At 49.9% G+C, this 18,349-nt stretch carries 19 protein-coding genes; 3 read left to right on the plus strand and 16 right to left on the minus strand.

Annotated elements, in window-relative coordinates:
- Nucleotides 1-1,583: response regulator (locus PHU49_03875; GenBank protein ID MDD5243132.1), on the minus strand; the 1,583-nt coding region annotated here is incomplete at its 3' end.
- A 237-nt stretch (nt 1,584-1,820) separates the two neighbouring features.
- Here PHU49_03875 and PHU49_03880 point away from each other — a divergent pair.
- Both PHU49_03880 and PHU49_03885 read left to right on the plus strand, forming a co-directional pair.
- On the plus strand, nt 1,821-2,474 hold the full coding sequence (locus tag PHU49_03880; protein MDD5243133.1) for a cysteine hydrolase: 654 nt from the start codon (nt 1,821-1,823) through the stop codon (nt 2,472-2,474).
- Nucleotides 2,475-2,642: 168 nt separating this feature from the next.
- Nucleotides 2,643-3,044 carry an NUDIX domain-containing protein gene (locus PHU49_03885; protein ID MDD5243134.1) on the plus strand — a complete coding sequence of 134 codons (402 nt, stop codon included), beginning with the start codon at nt 2,643-2,645 and terminating at the stop codon, nt 3,042-3,044.
- A 273-nt stretch (nt 3,045-3,317) separates the two neighbouring features.
- Here PHU49_03885 and hflX read toward each other — a convergent pair whose 3' ends face one another.
- From hflX to PHU49_03900, 3 genes are all read right to left on the minus strand, one after another.
- Entirely contained in the window at nt 3,318-4,835 is a 1,518-nt protein-coding gene (hflX, locus tag PHU49_03890) for a GTPase HflX (GenBank protein MDD5243135.1), read from the minus strand.
- Between the two features lie 177 nt (nt 4,836-5,012).
- A complete protein-coding gene (locus PHU49_03895; GenBank protein MDD5243136.1) occupies nt 5,013-5,384 on the minus strand; it encodes a four helix bundle protein in 372 nt (123 codons plus the stop codon).
- Nucleotides 5,385-5,453: 69 nt separating this feature from the next.
- Nucleotides 5,454-5,948: a transcription termination/antitermination NusG family protein gene (locus PHU49_03900; GenBank protein MDD5243137.1), complete on the minus strand. Its 495-nt coding sequence runs from the start codon at nt 5,946-5,948 to the stop codon at nt 5,454-5,456.
- A 545-nt stretch (nt 5,949-6,493) separates the two neighbouring features.
- Here PHU49_03900 and PHU49_03905 point away from each other — a divergent pair.
- The gene (locus tag PHU49_03905; GenBank protein ID MDD5243138.1) at nt 6,494-6,682 is read left to right on the plus strand and encodes a hypothetical protein; all 189 of its coding nucleotides are present in this window, start codon (nt 6,494-6,496) and stop codon (nt 6,680-6,682) included.
- 181 nt (nt 6,683-6,863) lie between these two features.
- Here the strand turns inward: PHU49_03905 and PHU49_03910 are convergent, their stop codons facing one another.
- The 12 genes from PHU49_03910 to ftsH all read right to left on the minus strand — a co-directional run.
- A complete protein-coding gene (locus tag PHU49_03910; GenBank protein ID MDD5243139.1) occupies nt 6,864-7,763 on the minus strand; it encodes an HNH endonuclease in 900 nt (299 codons plus the stop codon).
- A gap of 502 nt (nt 7,764-8,265) precedes the next feature.
- Entirely contained in the window at nt 8,266-8,721 is a 456-nt protein-coding gene (locus PHU49_03915; GenBank protein ID MDD5243140.1) for an alpha-isopropylmalate synthase regulatory domain-containing protein, read from the minus strand.
- Complete coding sequence (gene cimA, locus PHU49_03920) at nt 8,718-10,289, minus strand: citramalate synthase (protein ID MDD5243141.1); 1,572 nt, start codon at nt 10,287-10,289, stop codon at nt 8,718-8,720. Before cimA ends, PHU49_03915 begins: the two co-directional genes overlap by 4 nt.
- A complete protein-coding gene (locus PHU49_03925; GenBank protein ID MDD5243142.1) occupies nt 10,286-11,518 on the minus strand; it encodes an aspartate kinase in 1,233 nt (410 codons plus the stop codon). Before PHU49_03925 ends, cimA begins: the two co-directional genes overlap by 4 nt.
- 82 nt (nt 11,519-11,600) lie before the next feature.
- The gene (tsaE, locus tag PHU49_03930) at nt 11,601-12,017 is read right to left on the minus strand and encodes a tRNA (adenosine(37)-N6)-threonylcarbamoyltransferase complex ATPase subunit type 1 TsaE (GenBank protein MDD5243143.1); all 417 of its coding nucleotides are present in this window, start codon (nt 12,015-12,017) and stop codon (nt 11,601-11,603) included.
- Complete coding sequence (locus tag PHU49_03935) at nt 11,980-13,554, minus strand: NAD(P)H-hydrate dehydratase (protein ID MDD5243144.1); 1,575 nt, start codon at nt 13,552-13,554, stop codon at nt 11,980-11,982. The genes tsaE and PHU49_03935 overlap by 38 nt, the downstream gene beginning before the upstream one ends.
- 124 nt (nt 13,555-13,678) lie before the next feature.
- Nucleotides 13,679-13,999: a holo-ACP synthase gene (acpS, locus tag PHU49_03940; protein ID MDD5243145.1), complete on the minus strand. Its 321-nt coding sequence runs from the start codon at nt 13,997-13,999 to the stop codon at nt 13,679-13,681.
- Nucleotides 14,000-14,062: 63 nt separating this feature from the next.
- On the minus strand, nt 14,063-14,776 hold the full coding sequence (locus tag PHU49_03945) for a pyridoxine 5'-phosphate synthase (protein ID MDD5243146.1): 714 nt from the start codon (nt 14,774-14,776) through the stop codon (nt 14,063-14,065).
- Nucleotides 14,777-14,889: 113 nt separating this feature from the next.
- On the minus strand, nt 14,890-15,531 hold the full coding sequence (locus PHU49_03950; GenBank protein ID MDD5243147.1) for a CdaR family protein: 642 nt from the start codon (nt 15,529-15,531) through the stop codon (nt 14,890-14,892).
- Between the two features lie 109 nt (nt 15,532-15,640).
- The gene (gene cdaA / locus PHU49_03955; GenBank protein ID MDD5243148.1) at nt 15,641-16,381 is read right to left on the minus strand and encodes a diadenylate cyclase CdaA; all 741 of its coding nucleotides are present in this window, start codon (nt 16,379-16,381) and stop codon (nt 15,641-15,643) included.
- A complete protein-coding gene (gene folP / locus PHU49_03960; protein ID MDD5243149.1) occupies nt 16,378-17,202 on the minus strand; it encodes a dihydropteroate synthase in 825 nt (274 codons plus the stop codon). Before folP ends, cdaA begins: the two co-directional genes overlap by 4 nt.
- The coding region (gene ftsH / locus PHU49_03965) for an ATP-dependent zinc metalloprotease FtsH (GenBank protein ID MDD5243150.1) at nt 17,171-18,349 on the minus strand (1,179 nt) is incomplete at its 5' end. The genes ftsH and folP, both read right to left, overlap by 32 nt.

The raw sequence follows: 18,349 nt of genomic DNA on the forward strand, positions 1-18,349 counted from the left end.
CAGGCGTCTACGACATCTTCATCGTAGAGAACCCCCTTTTTCTGCACGATCTCCTCGAGGGCCCTGTCCATGCCGAGGGCAGGACGATAGGGCCTGTGCGATGCCATCGACTCAACAACATCCGCAACGGCCAGGATCCGGGCCTCTACGATGATATTCTCTTTTGTGAGACCTTGTGGGTATCCCGACCCGTTTAACCGTTCATGGTGCTGCAAGACAACATCATTCACGGGCCACGGGAACTCGATCCCCTTCAGGATATTGTAGCCGACCTGTGCGTGGGCCTTGATCATATTGAATTCCAGCTCGTTGAGAACACCGGGTTTACTGAGGATCTCTGCGGGAACCACGATCTTACCGATATCGTGGAGGAACCCCATGACCTGCATGCCCTCCAGGGCGTCTTCTGAAAACCCCATCTCTTTTGTAATCGCGCATGCAAGCTGTGCAACACGTCTCTGGTGGCCTGCCGTGTATGGGTCCCGCATCTCTATCGTTGTAGCAAGGGCTTTCACCGTACCGTCCAGGGTCTTTCGCAGGTGTGCAAAGCTCTTTTTCAGCGCCTCTTCTGTCTTTTTCGACTCGGTAATATCTTCCACAGTACCTTCATAGTAAAGGATGTTGCCCTTCTTGTCTTTGACGGTATGGGCGTTTACCGAGGTCCATATAATATTTCCGTCCTTCTTATATACCCTTGATTCAAACTCAAGAATAATACCCTTCTGCTCAAGTATCTCCATAAAGTGAGCTCTGTCGCCAGGATCAACATAGTACTGCGTCGGAATGTCGTTAATACCTTCACATGCCTCCTGGAACGACCCATAACCGAGCATCCTGACGAACGCAGGATTCATATTGATGAAATGGCCGTCGGGGGTGCTCTGAAAGATACCTTCAACAGCATTTTCGAAGATGCTGCGGTATCTCGTCTCTGACTCTATAAGTGCGTCCTGGGTTTTCTTCCGTTCCGCTATCTCTTTTTCAAGATACCCGGTCTTCTCCCTGACCCTTTCCTCGAGGTGGTCATTCAATTTCTTTAATTCTATCTTGGTATGCGTAAGGTCCCTGTTCTGTGAGAGAAGGTTCTCATAGGTAGAAAGAAGAAAATTGACTACCTTCTGCGGTTCCAGGAAGACACTGTGGACCCTGCCATTTGTTTTTATCTCGACCGGTGTCCTCGTATCGCTTGTCCCGGCAGGCACGACACCTGAAAGGATCAGCTCCACTTTGGCAAGCAGGATGCTTTTATCGTAGGGCTTGGTAATGTAGTAATCTGCCCCGGCCTCGAGACCCTTGACAATATCTTCAATATCCGACATCGACGTGAGGAGGATTACGGGGACATTCCGGAGGTCCTGGTCATTCTTCAATGTCCGGCAAAATTCATAGCCGTTCATCCGCGGCATCCATACATCGCTGATAACGAGGTGGGGCTTTGTCTCCATGAGCTTGTAAAGTCCTGTCAGCCCATCCTCAGCAAGAGTTACGGCATAACCGTTCCTTGAAAGCGTATCAGCAAGGATCCTTGCCTGAGATTTGCTGTCCTCTGCTACGAGGATTCTTTTCTGTGCGCTACTCTCCATAAATATTCCATAAGATTTGTCGCCTGATTTCACAATAACTTAAGGGGTTAGTACAGCTATCAGCAGTCAGCAAAAAGCAGGCTAAGGTTCAGGCTAAGGTTAAGCAAACTCTGGTTCTCCTCAACCTTAACCTTAAACTGATTCTTCTCGCCATTGGCTCCGTTCATGCATATTATTGACAAACCCCATGTAAATCGTTAGCATTTGGAGACAAATATCACCGAAAGGGAGGTTATCATGGAACGACGCCTTGTTTCCATTATGGGATACGTGATGATTTATGCCTGTTTTCTCACAGCTTTTTGTGCTTTTTCCCCTTCCGCCCTGCATGCCGGGAATATTATTGACGAATGGAATACCGTGAAGGTCCCGGCGGCGCCGGAACTGAAACCTGTAACAGTGAACCCGAAAACAACGGCCCTCCTGATGCTCGATTTTAATAAACAAACCTGTAATGCCGAAAGGCGGCCCCGCTGCATCGCATCCATACCAGGGGTCAAGAAGCTCCTTGCCTTTGCCCGTGCAAAGGGGGTCCCTGTGGTCTATAGCCTTTCTCCCGGTGCCGCAACAACAGATATTGCCCAAGGGCTTGCTCCGCGCGCGAATGAACCGGTTGTGACCTCCGGGCCGGATAAATTCCTCGGCACAGATCTTGAAAAGATCCTCAAGGAGAAAGACGTAAAAACAGTCATCGTCGTCGGGACAGCGGCTCACGGGGCAGTCCTCTACACGGCAAGCGGCGCTGCCTTCAGGGGGCTTTCAGTCGTTGTACCTGTTGACGGTATGTCCGCGGAAGATCTCTATGCGGAACAGTACGTTGCGTGGAATCTTGTCAATGCGCCAAGGGTATCAAACCAGACAACGCTGACGAAGATCGACCTCATCCGGTAGCCCGCCTGATCATGATGCCAGATATTCTCAATACCGAATTGCATTCAAAAATAGAGCGAGGCGACGAGGAGGAGGCGACGGAGGCGTACATTTTAGTACGTCGAGTCGATGACGACGAAGGCAACGAAGCTATATGAATGAAGGCAATTCGGTATAAGGACATCGAACATGGATGACCTCTATTATACCCCTGTTACCGCCGCGGTTATTGAAAAAGACGGCATGGTCCTCATTGCAAAAAGAAAACGCGCTTATGCAGGTTACCCATGGGAATTCCCCGGGGGAAAGATGGAAGAGGGTGAATCCCTGGAAGAATGCCTGAAGAGGGAGATAGAGGAAGAGCTTGGCATCGAGATCACCGTCGGAGATTATCTCTGCTCCGTCAGGCATGTCCTCAACTGTCAGTCAGCGATCAAAATATATGCCTATCGCGCTTCTTACGTGAGTGGGGACATCCGGCTTAAGGACCATGACGAGGTCAGGTGGGTAACAATCGGCGAACTCGTTCAATACGATTTTCCGGAACCGGACAGGTACATTGTATCAGTGCTTTTAAAGCAGCAGAACTGATAGCTCACAGTATATCGTAGTTCGTATATCGTATATCGAAATTATAATAAATCCGTTCGGGATCAGGTGTTCGGCGAGAACAACCGTAATTCGTAATTCGTGAGACGTAAGTGGAAAAGCACAATGTGCGAGGAGCGAAGCGACGTAGCGACCTCATAGGGTATGAACTATTAATGAGATTGCCGCGCTCCGCTCGCAATGACACATTCACCTTTCATTGGGTTCGTCCAATTACGAATTACGATTCACGAATTAAGAGGGCTTTTCACTTTGTTAGCAGCTATGAGCTATGCTCAGGGTTTTCTCTATCGTCTCTATCAACCGTTCAATACCCTCTCGTTTTGTGCATGAGATCGAGACGGCACGGTGCCTCTGTTCAACGTATTGAAGGAACGCCCTGTCTATCCTGTCAATCTTGTTAAAGACAATGATCCTTTTCTTGTCGTCCAGTGCAAGGGTACGCAGCGTATCTTCGACAATACCTATCTTCTCCTCGAAATCCGGCGCACTGACGTCAACAAGATGTATCAGGAGATGGGCGTCTTCAAGCTCTTCCAGCGTTGCGATAAAGGCCCTGAGAAGGACCTGGGGCAGGCTCTCGATAAAACCGACGGTGTCGGTGAGGATGATCGCCTTCCGTTCCGGGTACTTGATAGTCCGGGTCGTGGGATTCAACGTGCTGAACGGCTTGTCTTCAACCTCAACGGTACTTTTCGTGAGGAGGTTCAGGAGCGTCGACTTGCCGGAATTGGTATACCCCACGATCGATACGATAGGCGTGCCTGAAAACCGCCTCTTCTCCCGTTTCTTCTCCCTCACCTTTCTGATCTCAATAAGCTTCTTTTCCAGAAAAGAGATCTTGTCCCTGATGCGCCTCCTGTCTATCTCGAGCTTTGTCTCTCCGGGGCCCCTTCCGCCGATGCCGCCCGTCAGCCGTGAAAATGCCGTGTTTTTTCCAGCGAGCCTCGGGAGGATGTATTTCAGTTGCGCCAGCTCTACCTGGATCTTCGCCTCATTCGTGTTCGCCCGCCCGGCGAAGATATCGAGGATGAGCTGGTTCCTGTCGATGACCTTCAGTTCCGTCATCGATGAGATGCTGTTCATCTGGCCCGGCGTCAATTCCTCACCAAAGACAAGGAGGTCCGCGCCGAGTTGCTGGCATCTCATGACGATCTCCCCGATCTTCCCTTTTCCCACGAGATACCTTGGGTGTAGTTCCTTCGGTCTCTGGGTGATCGTATCGAGCACCGTGATGCCGGCCGAGTAGCAGAGATCTTTCAGCTCTGCAACGTGATCCTCGATATTCTTCCCCCGACCGGGAGGGACGACGCTGACGAGGACACACTGGTCTTTGTCCCCGCCGGTAACGTAAAACCTGCCGCGGGCGCGCACAAATTCATTTTCCAGCTCGGTAATGAAGGAGATAAAATCAACATCAAGGTCCTGTATATTGAGAGGATCCATAAACGCCCAGGCCCTCCCCTCCCTGTTCTCCGGGATCAGGTAGCCTATATGGACCGATTCTCCCCTCTCGCCCGCCCTTTCGGTTATACAGGCAACAAGATCCAGTTGAAGGATCGCCAGATCGGTCAGGTCTTCCCTGGAAAGCAGCTCTCCGTTCAGATGTGTGTGGATGAACCTTAAGCCCCTGAAACGCGCCCTGCCGACCCTTTCCGTGGAGAGCCTCGGTATCTCTATCCCCCTGTTGTCCCCGACGATCACGTATTCCACGAGGCCCCTCCTGTTTATGAGGATGCCTATCTGGCGCGATGTCTCCTTTGAGATCTGCATAATCTGCCGGGCTGTATCAAAAGAGATGATGGCAGCGGGTTCAACCCTTTTTTTATAAAGATTGGTGAGCCTTCGCTTGATGAGGTAATGCAGTCCCTGTGTGTTACCGTAAAGTTCTATAATGTACCCCCATGAGTTGAGGCAGAAGGTGAGAAGAGCAGAAGGTGAGAGGGTGAGTTAAAAACAAAACTTATCAGAATTTTTCTCCATCCCGTTAAGCATGGCAATTATTTCTTCATATTCGTTGTCAAGCCTATTGAAAATATCCGTATCGATATACTTACATGCAAATGAGAACTCCAGCCAGCTTTGTGTTTCAGATGCCTCTTGCATTGCATCTGTTATTTTATTTCTAAAAACTGCTTTGTATCGCCTTTTTCGCCATGACTCGGCAAGATTAGAACATACGGATCTCGAGGAACGACGCATCTGGTCTATCAGGGAGTAAGTTTCGTCTTTTGGAAATCCTTTCGAAACCTCGTATATTTTCATGACTGCTGCAAAAGCCTTTTTATATACTTCAAGATCTCTGAAGTGCTTTATTATCAACTATACCTCTCACCTTCTGCCCTTCCGCCTGCTGCTCCTCTCACCTTCTCAACCTCTGCTCTTCTGTCTTTATCCGCTTGTCAGCAGATCCCTGTCAATCTCCATCCTGGCGGAATAATTGACGCTGTCGAGGAGGATGGCGACACGTTCCTGGCCGTCCAGCGCCTTTTCAAATATCCCTGTCAGACCCTTAAAGGGTCCGTCCTTGATAAAGATCTTCTCGCCTTTCTTAAAGTCCTTTTTCTTTATTGTCGCCACACCGTCCTCAAGGCGACCCCTGATAAAGGTGATGACCTCATCCCGGAGCGGAATTATATTGCCGTTGAAATTGACGATCGTCTTTACCCCACGGGTGTATTTGACGAGACGGAAATCATCGACAGGATGGAATTTTACAAAGATATAGCCCGGGAACATCGGCTCTATATAATCGATGAACTTGCCTTCTTTGTATTTTCTCATTCGCAGTTTGGGAGAGAGCGCCTCAATGCCCCCACCAAGAAAATTATTCGCGGCACGGTCTTCATTCTTCGGCTTCGTATTCACGACATACCACCGTTTCATACTTACTATTATCAGGTAAAACATGCGATTTTGCAAGACAAACAGTCGACAGACAACGTCCCCTTTTGCTTTTGTCATTTTGTCTGGAGCAGGGTCAAAAAATATATTGCAATTAAGTCGTCATTTGTCATGATATATGACGACAGTGATGACAAATACAGTAGAACATTCTTAAGAAATTTAACTTTTCCTCTCTTCCCCAAAACTCTTGTAATTGGTTATCCATAGCCATTAATGTAAAGACAACACAATATGTTCCCAATGGTCACATGAGAATCAACTCTGCCAATAAAAGATAATGGAATAATGATGATCCCCCTGTTATTCCTTTTTTTATTTAATTTCTGATCCCTGAGAAGTAAGTGCCTTTTAAACAGTTCGTCAAAATATGTACTTTCCAACGCATTATAGTTACTACATTAATTTTTTATGAAGTCTGCAACTACTTCAAAGATCGAGTTACTTCTCAGGAATCATTTCTTAAGAACGTCCCCTTTTGCCCGAGTGGCTTTGAGGTCGACTTCATCATTGGGGACCACACCGCTGTGGAGGTCAAGGCGAAAAACAACGTATCGCTTCAGGATTTGAGGTCCCTCAAGGCCCTTGCCGAAGAAAAGAAGATGAAACGTTACCTCTGCGTTAGTCTCGATCCGAGGACGCGGAGATTGGGCGAGATCACAGTCCTTCCTCTCAGGATATTTCTTGAATCGCTCTGGAACGGGCAGTATTCATAGGACAAACAAGACTATCGGCGGGAGGTTCAGAAAAACCTTATTCCTATAGATGACATCCTGACCGGCAACAGAACGATAGAAACTCTTTTCTAATCCGTGATCCGCGCCGCGCATATGAGGATCGTTGAAGCGCTGAGGTTAAGGTAGCAAAATAGAAATGTCAAGGGCTGACTTTTTGTCCTTAAAACCCATGTCTCTTTCTATGCCATTCAAGGTAGCTGTGTTCCGGCCAATATCCCGGATCGCTGGGCAGGAAAATACGACGGCCTTCAAAATCTGCGAGGCGTTGTCCCGGAACTCCGTCTTCGATGAACTTCTCTCTGCTTATCAGCACCCGATAATCATCGCTTATTGACCACAAACCATGATCAAACTGCCAGTGGGCATTCTTGCATAATGCCATTCCATTCCGGGGATCGTTATTGCGGGAATCACGGAACTCATGGATATGAGCCGCATCAACGATGCTGTCCATTTCAATAGTGGTCAGACGATAACCCGTAAGGGCACACGTGTGTTTGTAAGCCAGAACAACCACCTCGATACGAAAACGGGCGTCACGACCTTTCTCAATGACTGCCTTATATACCTCTTTTTCTTCTCTAACCTCAGGTTCCCTCGGCCTCATATGAAGCATGGCGTAGAGGGCTGTTCTTTCCTCGGGAAGAAAATACGGATCAGTATCAACGAGTACCCTGCGGGCCTGGTCGCGGAATTTTTGATCAGCAAGGCATTCGAAAAATCCGGGCGATAGCCTCACCATAGCAGTAAGTTTCTTATCCGGTGACGGCTTACCGTCCGGCATCAAGGGTTGCCAGACGCCGGACGAACCAAGATGATGAAACGGCAATCGCACTTCGGGTGGCTGGGTACGGCGGGCGGCCACAATGGACCAGTAAGCACTGAATCTAAAAGCAATGTCAGGAGAAAGGACAATGTCTCGATCTTTTATCTCCCCTCTCTCGGCCATCTCGATAATAACCAGCAGGAGAATCGGTTTATGGGGAGCAGGGTTGCCCCGTGCGCGGTCTATCCGTAATGTGGCAAGTTTGTGTAACCAGTATTGTTGGCCTTTGACCATCGAATTAATGGGCAGGCAGGATTGTTTTAAAGGTAATCTTCGCTTTAATCTTCCCGTCGATTATAGAAATTAACCCCACCTGTTCTATGAGGCCATTCTACCCAAACAAAGTCAAAAATACAAACTTTTTTAAGTGAACCGCTTTCATTACTCACCATTTTGCCGGTCGGGGCGGACTGACAACGAAGTGCCGGGGGCGGATCAATACAGAAAGCCGAAAAGCCACAGGGGTATTTTATTTCCGACGCCTATCTCTATATCGTCAACCGCAAGAAAGGAATTATCTATCCCTTTAATAGTATCGTAATACTATTTTGGTCAATTTATAATAGGATTGTAATACTAATCTGATTCAACAAGCCGTAAGAGATTAATACCAAATTGCATTCAAAAATAGAGCGAGGCGACGAGGAGGAGGCGACGGAGGCGTACATTTTCGTACGTCGAGTCGATGACGACGAAGGCAACGAAGCTATATGAATGAAGGCAATTTGGTATTGCGCTATCCGCTGTCTTTCTTCGACAGTATGGCGTACTCGAAGCCGTCGAGGAGCGCCATGAAAGATGCCATGTTGATGTTATCGGAGATCTCGGTAACGCTCCAGATCTCTTCACCATCCGTGAACACAATAGATACCTCTACCTTTGCAGAGGTACCGGACTTTGCATCATGCACCTTTGCTGAATAGTCTATGAGCTTGACCCCCTGGATCACGGGAAACATCGAAGAGAGGGATTTTTTTAATACATTTGCGAGGGCGTCAACGGGACCGACGCCGGTGGCGGCCTCATGCATCTCCTTGCCGTCTGCCTTGAGGATGACCGTTGCCTCCGGCCGCAAGCCGTCATCAATGAGCCTGTAAGTGCCTACCACCCTGAAGGGACGCTTGTAGCTACGCAACGACCTCAGGATGTTCAATTTCTTTGTCGCATTCCGTATATTGAAAGACCTTTTCACCGGTTCTTCTCCTCCTCGATAAGCAGTTTGTAATCGATGCTGTCGACGAGCGCACGCCAGCTCGCTTCAATGATGTTCTCCGATACGCCGACAGTGTTCCACGTCCGCTTTCCGTCGCTGCTTTCGATGAGCACTCTCGTTGGCGCACCGGTGCCTTCTTTCGTGGACAGCACCCTGACCTTGTAATCGACAAGGTCCATGTCTTTAAGCAGGGGATAGAACTTGTGGAGGGCCTTCCGCAGCGCATTATCAAGGGCATTTACAGGGCCTTTGCCGAGGGCCGCCGTGTGCTCGACCCGGTCTCCGACCCTGACCAGGATCGTTGCCTCCGTCACGGGATGCGCCTTCTCCTTCTTTTCAACGATGATCCTGAAGCCGATCAGTTCAAAGTAATCCCTGTGGATCCCCAATTTCTTTTTCATGAGAAGTTCAAGAGATCCTTCTGCGCCCTCGAACTGGTAACCGTACATCTCGAGGTCCTTGATCTTTTTGACGACCTCTTTTGCGACCTTTTTGTCTTTCCCGATATCAATATTGAATTCCTTTGCCTTGTAAAGGATACTGCTTTCACCGGACAAATCCGAGATCAGCACCCGCTGGGCGTTCCCGACCTGCTCGGGGGCTATATGCTCGTATGTCTCCGGGTTCCTCCTGATGGCGCTCACATGGATGCCGCCCTTGTGCGCAAAGGCGCTCTCACCCACGTAGGGTTTATGCTTGTCGGGGATAAAATTCGCCATCTCGTCGATGAAGAGACTTAAGGCGCGGAGCTTTTTCAGTTGTTCTTTCGGTATCCCTTCGTGACCCATCTTCAGGATAACGTTCGGTATGATAGAGCAGAGGTTCGCATTTCCGCACCGTTCACCATACCCGTTCACCGTGCCCTGGATGTTTTCACACCCTGCGTTTACCGCCATCAGCGTGTTTGCGACGGCAAGTTCCGTATCGTTGTGGGTATGGATGCCGAGTTTCGCCTTCATTGTCTTTCTGACGTCCGTCACCGTGTCGTATACCTCATAGGGCATGGTCCCGCCGTTGGTATCGCAGAGGACAAGCGTATCGGCGCCGGCACTGTGGGCAACGCTGAGCACCTTCATTGCATAATCGCGGTTCCTCCTGTACCCGTCGAAAAAATGCTCGGCATCGAAAAATACATACTTCCCCTTTTTCTTCAGGTAATCGATCGTTTTCTCGATCATCCGCAGGTTCATATCCAGGCTGACCTTCAGTGCATCCCTGACATGGAGATCCCAGCTTTTACCGACAATAGTCACCCACCCTGTATCGGCCTCGAGGATCGCCTGCATGATCTCATCCTTGTCCGGGCGGCTCTGGGGCTTGATGGTGCTGCTGAAGGCCACTACCTTCGCTTGCTTAAGGTGAAGCCTTTTTACTTCCTTAAAATACCGGAGGTCCTTCGGATTGGATCCGGGCCATCCGCCTTCGATGTAATGGATGCCGAATTCGTCAAGCTTCTCTGTGATCCTCAGTTTATCGTTGAGAGAAAAGGCTATATCCTCTGACTGGGCACCATCGCGAAGCGTGGTGTCGTAAAACTCGACCCTCACTTCTCCTCCTCAACCGTTCCCTCATCAAGACCGAACGCGGTATGAAGGGCGCGGACCGCAAGCTCCCCGTATTTCTTCTCAACAACACAGGATATCTTGATCTCCGATGTGGTGATTGCCTCTATGTTGATCCCTTCCTTCGCGAGCACGGCAAACATCTTCGAAGCGACACCGGCATGCGACCTCATGCCGAGCCCGATAATGGATACCTTGGCGATGTCTTCATCGATGGCTACCTTCTCGGCGCCGATCTTTTCTGCCATCTCTTCCATGAGCTTATATGCCTTCTTGCCGTCTGCATTAGCAACGGTAAAGGTGATATCGGTAAAATTGTCGCGGCTTACGTTCTGGACAATAACATCGACGATGATCTGCGCATCAGAAAGAGCGGTAAAGATATCTGACGCGATGCCCGGCTTATCGGGGACCTTGCTTACCGTGATCTTCGATTCGTTCTTATTATACGTGACACCTGTAACTTCCATCTTTTCCATGTCAGAAACCTCCTTACAAACGAGTGTTCCTTCACCATCCGTGAAGGAAGATTTTACGAGAATCGGTACATTGTATCTTTTTGCGAACTCAACAGATCGTATCTGTAATACCTTCGCTCCAAGGCTCGCCATTTCAAGCATTTCCTCATAGGAGATCCTGTCAAGCCTCCTGGCCCTTTCGCAGATGTTCGGGTCCGCCGTGTACACACCATCCACGTCGGTATATATCTCACACATATCCGCGTTCAGGGCTGCTGCCAGTGCAACGGCCGAGGTGTCCGAACCTCCACGTCCCAGTGTTGTAATATTTCCCTTTTCATCGACACCCTGAAAACCCGGAACAACAACTACTTTCCCTCTGTTAAGTTCAGAGACAACCTGGTTCTGCTCAATACGGGAAATTCTCGCCCTCGTGTAGCTTGAATCCGTTACGATCCGTACCTGATGTCCAAGGAGAGACACGGCATCACAGAGCATGGTTTTGAGCGTTATGGCGAGCAGCGCCGAAACCACCTGCTCACCGGTTGAGACAAGCACATCAAGCTCCCTCTCTTCGGGGAACTTGCTGATGCTATGCGCCAGGCCCAGCAGCCTGTCTGTTTCTCCTGCCATGGCAGAGACTACAATAACGAGATCGTTGTCTTCCTCTCTGTAACGGATAATCCTCTTCGCAATATTAGCGATCCGCTCAAGATCCGCTACTGAAGTTCCTCCGTATTTCTGCACAATAAGCATTGTCTACCTCCATATATAAAAATCGGTATTGGTTATCAGTGATCGGCCCGCTGCCTGTTGCTGAGAGCTGATCGCTGATAGCTCATGTTTTCGTAATAATTATCCTTCTCTCTCCTTCGCTGATCGCATCTATATACACCTTGATAGTACCATTCCACCAGGTACCCCTTTCTGCCCATTCAACAGCTACGATGCCTTGCTCAAGAAACTCCTCAATATCGAGGCTCTCAACATCATACCCTTCAATCCTGTAGAGGTCAACATGGCAAAGAGTAAAATCACCTTCATAGACATTCATGATCGTAAAGGAGGGACTTGCCACATATTGCCAGTCCCGGATACCGATGCCCCGCGCGATACCCTTGACAAGCTGGGTCTTGCCTGTGCCGAGCTCACCATAAATGGCATAGAGGTCACCCCGCCTTGCACCTTTCCCGATACGTTCGCCTATATCCCACGTCTCAGAGGGACTTTTCGATGTATATTCTATCCTTTCCATCCCTGATTTCCTGTATCGCCTTTCCTGCTCCGGCAAGGAGATCGCAGGCGAGCATGTCAAGGTCAACGCCGCCCTCAACCCACGTGTCAGCGATATAACCATGGATATAGGCAGCTAATATTGTTGCCTCCGTGAGCGAATAACCCTGCGCGACAAAACCCCCGATGAATCCTGTCAGTATGTCGCCGCTCCCGCCTTTTGCAAGGGCCGGGTTGCCCGTGGGGTTGATGATCATCTCTCCTTTGGGACTGAAAAGGATACTCCGTGCCCCTTTCAGGAGGAGGTGGACACCGTACTTGTCCGTAAAGGATCTCCCTGTCCCTATCCTGTCGGTGTTGATGGCCTGCGGGGTAATACCCATGACGCGCGCCAGTTCGCCTGGATGGGGCGTAAAGACAGCCCCGTGTTTTGAGGTCCTGATCATATCGGGATGGTCCTGAAACGCATTGATCCCGTCGGCATCGATCACAAAAGGCTTTTGCACGTTCCTGTGCAGTTTCCTCACAAGCTCCATCGTTTCCTTGTTCTGCGAAAGTCCCGGTCCCATGACGACGACATCTTTATCCTCAACGAAATCGGCGATCTCTTTGTACGCTGAGATAGGGAGATGGCCTTTCCCCCTGTCTTTAACAGGATATGTCATCACCTCCGTGAGTTTTGCCTCCATAATGCCGTTGAGGCTTTCCGGAATGATGAGCGTGACAAGCCCCGCCCCCACCTTCAGGGCAGCTAATGAAGCCATGTGGGCCGCACCGGTTTTACCCGTTGATCCGGCAATCACCACGACGTGACCGAAGGTCCCTTTATGGGACCAGGGCAACCTTTCCCTTATGAACCCCCGCAGCATCCCGCCATCCGCAACAATACCATCGATACCGATTGTATCTTCAATGAATGCCGGAATGGAGATATCAACAACCGTCAGTCTGCCGACATGGTATGCCCCGGGATAGAGGATCTGCCCCGGTTTCGGGTACCCGTAGGTAAATGTGTGGGTGGCCTGTACTGCGGCGCCGAGGGGTAACCCTGTTTTTCCGTCGATGCCCGAGGGGATATCGACGGAGATGACCGGTTTCCCGGAATCGTTCATCGCTTCTATCGCAAGTTTCTCGTTTCCACCCGTTGCCTTCGAAAGCCCTGTGCCGAAGATAGCGTCGACCAGGATACCCGCCTCCTGTATGCCTTTTTTCAGGGCATCAATGTCCTTTGTGCATTCGACGATCTCTCCGCCGATCGATGCATAGAGCCCCATATTAAGCGCGGCATCACCTTTTAACCCAGATCTTTTGCCGAGAAGAAAAACCGTCGTCCGGAAACCATCCCTCAGGGCGTATCTCGATATGACAAACCCGTCGCCCCCGTTGTTCCCCCGACCGCAGATAACAGCAATAGCGCCGGCGCCGGGCAGATATCGTTCCTTCACCAGTCTGTACGTATTCCGACCGGCGTTCTCCATAAGCACTGCGGAAGGGATCCCCCACGTCTTTATGGCATACTCGTCGTACTTCGCCATTCTTTCCGGTGAGAGTATCTTCATGGCCACCTCCTGCCTTGTAGACATATGGACGCGTAGAGTCGTAGACGCCATAATGCGTAACAAACAATAATACAACAACGAAGTGCATATTCTCTTTCACGCGTGTGCGCATTTACCGGTTTTTTCATGGAATCACCACCACCGAAACAGCATATGCCCGTTCATGGGAGATGCTGACCCCACGGTAGAGGGTATCCTTATAACAGATATAGGGTCGCGCATCAACCTGGGATATCTCTATTGCCTTCCACGATAACCGCTTTCCGACAGCCTTCATAAAGGCCTCTTTTGCCGCAAAGCGCCCGGCAAGAGATTCCTGGACCCGCTTTTTCCCCTGTGCGTACCGGATCTCCTCTTCAGTAAATACCCTGTTGAGGAACCGTTCGCCGTACCTCTCCAGCATACCCGTTATCCGTGCAATATCGACGATATCAATACCAACCACTTGAAACCTCCGCTCTTAGCTCATGGCTGACAGGAGGAGCATTTGCTCTCAGCTCTCAGCTTATTAGCTTATCAGCGCGATCATATCCCGTATCGCCAGGTCAAGGCCGACAAAAACCGCCCGGGCGATGATGCTGTGGCCTATGCTCAATTCATCAATCTCCGGTATAACAGCGATCTCCTTCACATTATGATAATGCAGACCATGCCCTGCATTCACACCGAGACCCAGTTCCTTTCCTTTCACGGCAGAACGGATAACCTTTTGTAACTCCTCCTTGCGGATCGCTTCTGTTCGGGCATCGCTGTACGCGCCGGTGTGGATCTCGATCATATCGGCATTGACCTTGTGTGCCGCTATAATCTGCGCGTCCCTGGGGTCGACAAAGAGACTCACCTTGACCCCTTTCTCCTGAATCCTTGGTATGGCCTTTTTAAGTCTATCCTGGAATTTGACCACGTCAAGACCACCCTCGGTTGTCAGTTCCTTCCTCTTTTCCGGGACAAGGGTCACCATATCGGGTTTAAGACCTCTGGCAATCTCGACCATTTCGTCCGTGGCGGCCATCTCGAGATTGAGTTTCGTAGTCACAACCTCCCGCAGCAGCTTCACGTCCCGGTCATTAATGTGACGCCTGTCTTCACGCAGGTGTACGATAATACCCGATGCGCCTGCTATCTCCACAATTCCGGCAGCATAGACAGGGTCGGGGTAATGAACGCCGCGCGCCTCCCGCAAGGTCGCAACATGGTCTATGTTCACCATAAGTTCAGGCATATCATTCCTCCGAAAATTCTTTTATATCCACCAATACTGAAAAGCATCAATACTACTGAAAAGCATCAATACTACTGAAAAGCATCAATACTGATGAGGGGTTTCTTTCCATCTTATTGCCTCTTTAAAACGACCCTTACAACATTTGGCCTCAATCTCTTCACAATCATATTCTTTGGATTCAGGCCTACCAGAACTTCTTCTTCGTCTTCCAGAAAGTTTCCATCTACTGTCTGTGTTTCAATGACGGCCTTGTCCGCCAGGGAGTTTTTTGCTCCCTCCGCGATGACATAGGTGGGACTCCAGGATTTTATCATGTATTGACCGGTCCACTTTTTGTCCAATTTTACAATAGTTCTTAACCTCTTCTCTATAACGGGCTCTATCTCGATGGATATGGAATCAGGCTTAACCTGCTCTGCCTGAACCCCCTTCGGTAACTGGATATCCCCTTTGAGCAGACTAAATGTATGTTTGCCTGCCTTAAGATCCGATAGGTCGATGTGGACCTTTATATCCCGTGCCTTCATATTCTTAAGCGCCGACACAGGACCATTGATAGTGACGAGAACATCTTCGGTGTCCATGGCGGTCACCATATACGTCTCTCCGGGATTGCCCGTGGATATGGGCACACTGACGCTCATCTTCGACTCGCCGATATAGGAGACGGCAAACCATAACAGAACGGCGAGGACAAGCGAAAGCAGCTTCAGCTTCATGTCGTTGAGTACATATTTTCTTAACAGTCCCATATCCAATCCCAATCAATTCATGTACACAGGGTGACTACTGCTCTCTGCTCTCTGCTCTCTGCTCTCTGCTCTCTGCTCTCTGCTCTCTGCTCTCTGCTCTCTGCTTTTATCACGCCAGCACTTCCTTTAACGCCTTTTTCAACACATCGGCGTTCACCTTCGTAAAGAACTCACCCTTATAGGCATACGAAATAGTACCATGTTCTTCCGATACGACAACGGCAAAGGCATCCGTTACCTCTGTAATCCCGATCGCCGCCCTGTGCCTCGTCCCCAGACTCTTGTCAAGGTTTTCGTCGGTGGTGAGCGGCAGGACACAGCCTGCGGCCCTGATCCTCCCCTCACGGACGATCATCGCACCGTCGTGGAGCGGGGATGCGCTCTGGAATATACTGACGATCAGCTCGGTATTCATCTCCGCATCCAGCCGGATGCCTATCTCCATAAACTCTTCAAGCCCGATCTCGCGTTCTACCACGATCAGCGCCCCGTTCCTTCGTTTCCCCATGACCGTACAGGCGTTCGTCAATTCATCATAGAAAAGGGTCTCCTGCACATAGGTAATCTTCTTGAAAAAGGGGCTCCTTCCAAGCGCTACCAGCACCCTCCTGATATCGCTCTGAAATATGACGACAATAACAAGTATTATGGAGCCGACGAAGCTATTGAAGATCCAGCTTAAGGTAAAGAGCTCGAGCGTTTTTGCGAGATAAAAAACAAAAAGAACTATGATGAAACCGACAATGAGCTGAATTGCCCTCGTTCCCTTGATCAGGAGGAAGGTTTTGTAAACAATGAAAGCAACAACGAGGATATCTAAAATATCTTGCCAGCGAAAGTAGGTAATCATGATTCTCTGACAGCGTGTACGAGACTGAGCACCCTGTGAGCCTTTTTCACATCATGAACACGTATGATATCTGCGCCGTTCCAGAGAGAGATTGCGAGACTTGCGAGCGTCCCGTTGATCCTCTCTTCTATCGGGGTATCGATAACCTTTCCTATGAAGCTCTTCATTGAAGCACCTACAAGGACCGGCCTTTCGATATCCTTAAACGCACCGAGCATCTTCAAGATCTTCAGATCATCCTCAACCCTTTTGCCAAAACCAATGCCGGGGTCGATGATGATATTGTCCTCCTTCACCCCGTGGTCCTTTGCGAAATGGATCCTCTCGATGAAAAAATCTTTTATCTCCGATATTACATCATCGTAAAAGGGCTCTTGCTGCATGTTCTCCGGGGTCCCTTTGATGTGCATGATCACCACATAAGCGCCGAGATCGCCTACCGTATCCGCCATGTCGCGATCAAAGGTTAAACCGCTTATGTCGTTTATCATGTCGGCCCCTGCATCGTGTGCTGCCCTGGCGGTTTTTGCTTTGTAGGTATCTATCGAAATGAGGGTGTCTGATCGGGTCCGTATTCTGCTGATAACAGCTATGACCCTTCTCAGCTCTTCATCAACAGAAACAGGTTCTGAATACGGTCTTGTTGACTCTCCACCCACATCTATAATATCCGCTCCGTCTTCAACCATTCTCAGGGCATGTTCTACGGCCTTTTCGATATCGAAAAACCTGCCTCCGTCAAAAAAGGAATCCGGTGTTACATTGAGGATCCCCATTATCAGCGGCCTTTTATTGCATCGCAACTCCCTTTTCCTTTTCATCCATGTTTTCCCTGATAATAACATCGATCTCCTGGCCGTCAAGGGCTTCCTTTTCTAAAAGCTTACCCGCTATGGCGTGGAGGGCGTTCATATTTCCGGAGAGCAATCCCCTTGCCCTTTCATAACAGCCCCGGACCATGCTCTGCAATTCTTCATCGATCTCCTGGGCGGTACTTTCACTGAAATCCCTTTGTCTTCCTATCTCTTTGCCGAGGAATATGTGTTCCTCGTTCTTTCCGTAATTCAAAGGCCCGAGCTTCTCGCTCATGCCCCACTCGCAGACCATCTTCCTCGCGATCGCCGTTGCCCTCTCGATGTCGTTTCCTGCGCCCGTCGTCGAGTGGTTGAAGATGAGTTCCTCCGCAGCCCTGCCTCCAAGGAGGATGGTTATGTTGTTGAGGAGATACTCTTTCGGATAGGTGTGCCGTTCATCTATGGGGAGCTGCTGGGTAATCCCGAGCGCCCTGCCCCGCGGGATAATGGTAACCTTATGGATAGGGTCGGATCCGGGAATCATCCTTGCCACAAGGGCATGACCTGCCTCGTGATATGCGGCATTCTTCCTTTCCTCAAAGGGTATGATCATGCTTCTTCGTTCAACACCCATGAGGACTTTGTCTTTTGCGTGCTCGAAATCGTCGTTCTCGATGGACTTTTTTGCCCTTCTGGCGGCGATGAGGGCCGCTTCGTTGACAAGGTTTTCAAGGTCGGCGCCTGAAAAGCCCGGGGTCCCTCGCGCGATTATCGATAGATCAACATCGTCTGAGACCACCGTTTTTCTTGTATGGACCTTCAAGATCGCCTCCCTGCCCTTTACGTCAGGCGTAGAGACGACAATCTGTCTGTCGAACCTCCCCGGCCTCAAAAGCGCAGGGTCCAGGACATCGGGCCTGTTCGTTGCGGACATAACGATAACCCCTTCGTTCGATTCGAACCCATCCATCTCAACAAGGAGCTGGTTCAGGGTCTGCTCCCGCTCGTCGTGGCCTCCGCCAAGACCGGCGCCCCTGTGTCTTCCGACAGCATCTATCTCATCGATAAAGATAATACAGGGGGCATTCTTTTTCCCCTGATTAAACAGGTCCCTCACGCGTGAAGCGCCGACGCCGACGAACATCTCTACAAAATCGGACCCGCTTATATTGAA

Source organism: Syntrophorhabdaceae bacterium (assembly GCA_028713955.1).
Lineage (GTDB): Bacteria > Desulfobacterota > Syntrophorhabdia > Syntrophorhabdales > Syntrophorhabdaceae > UBA5609.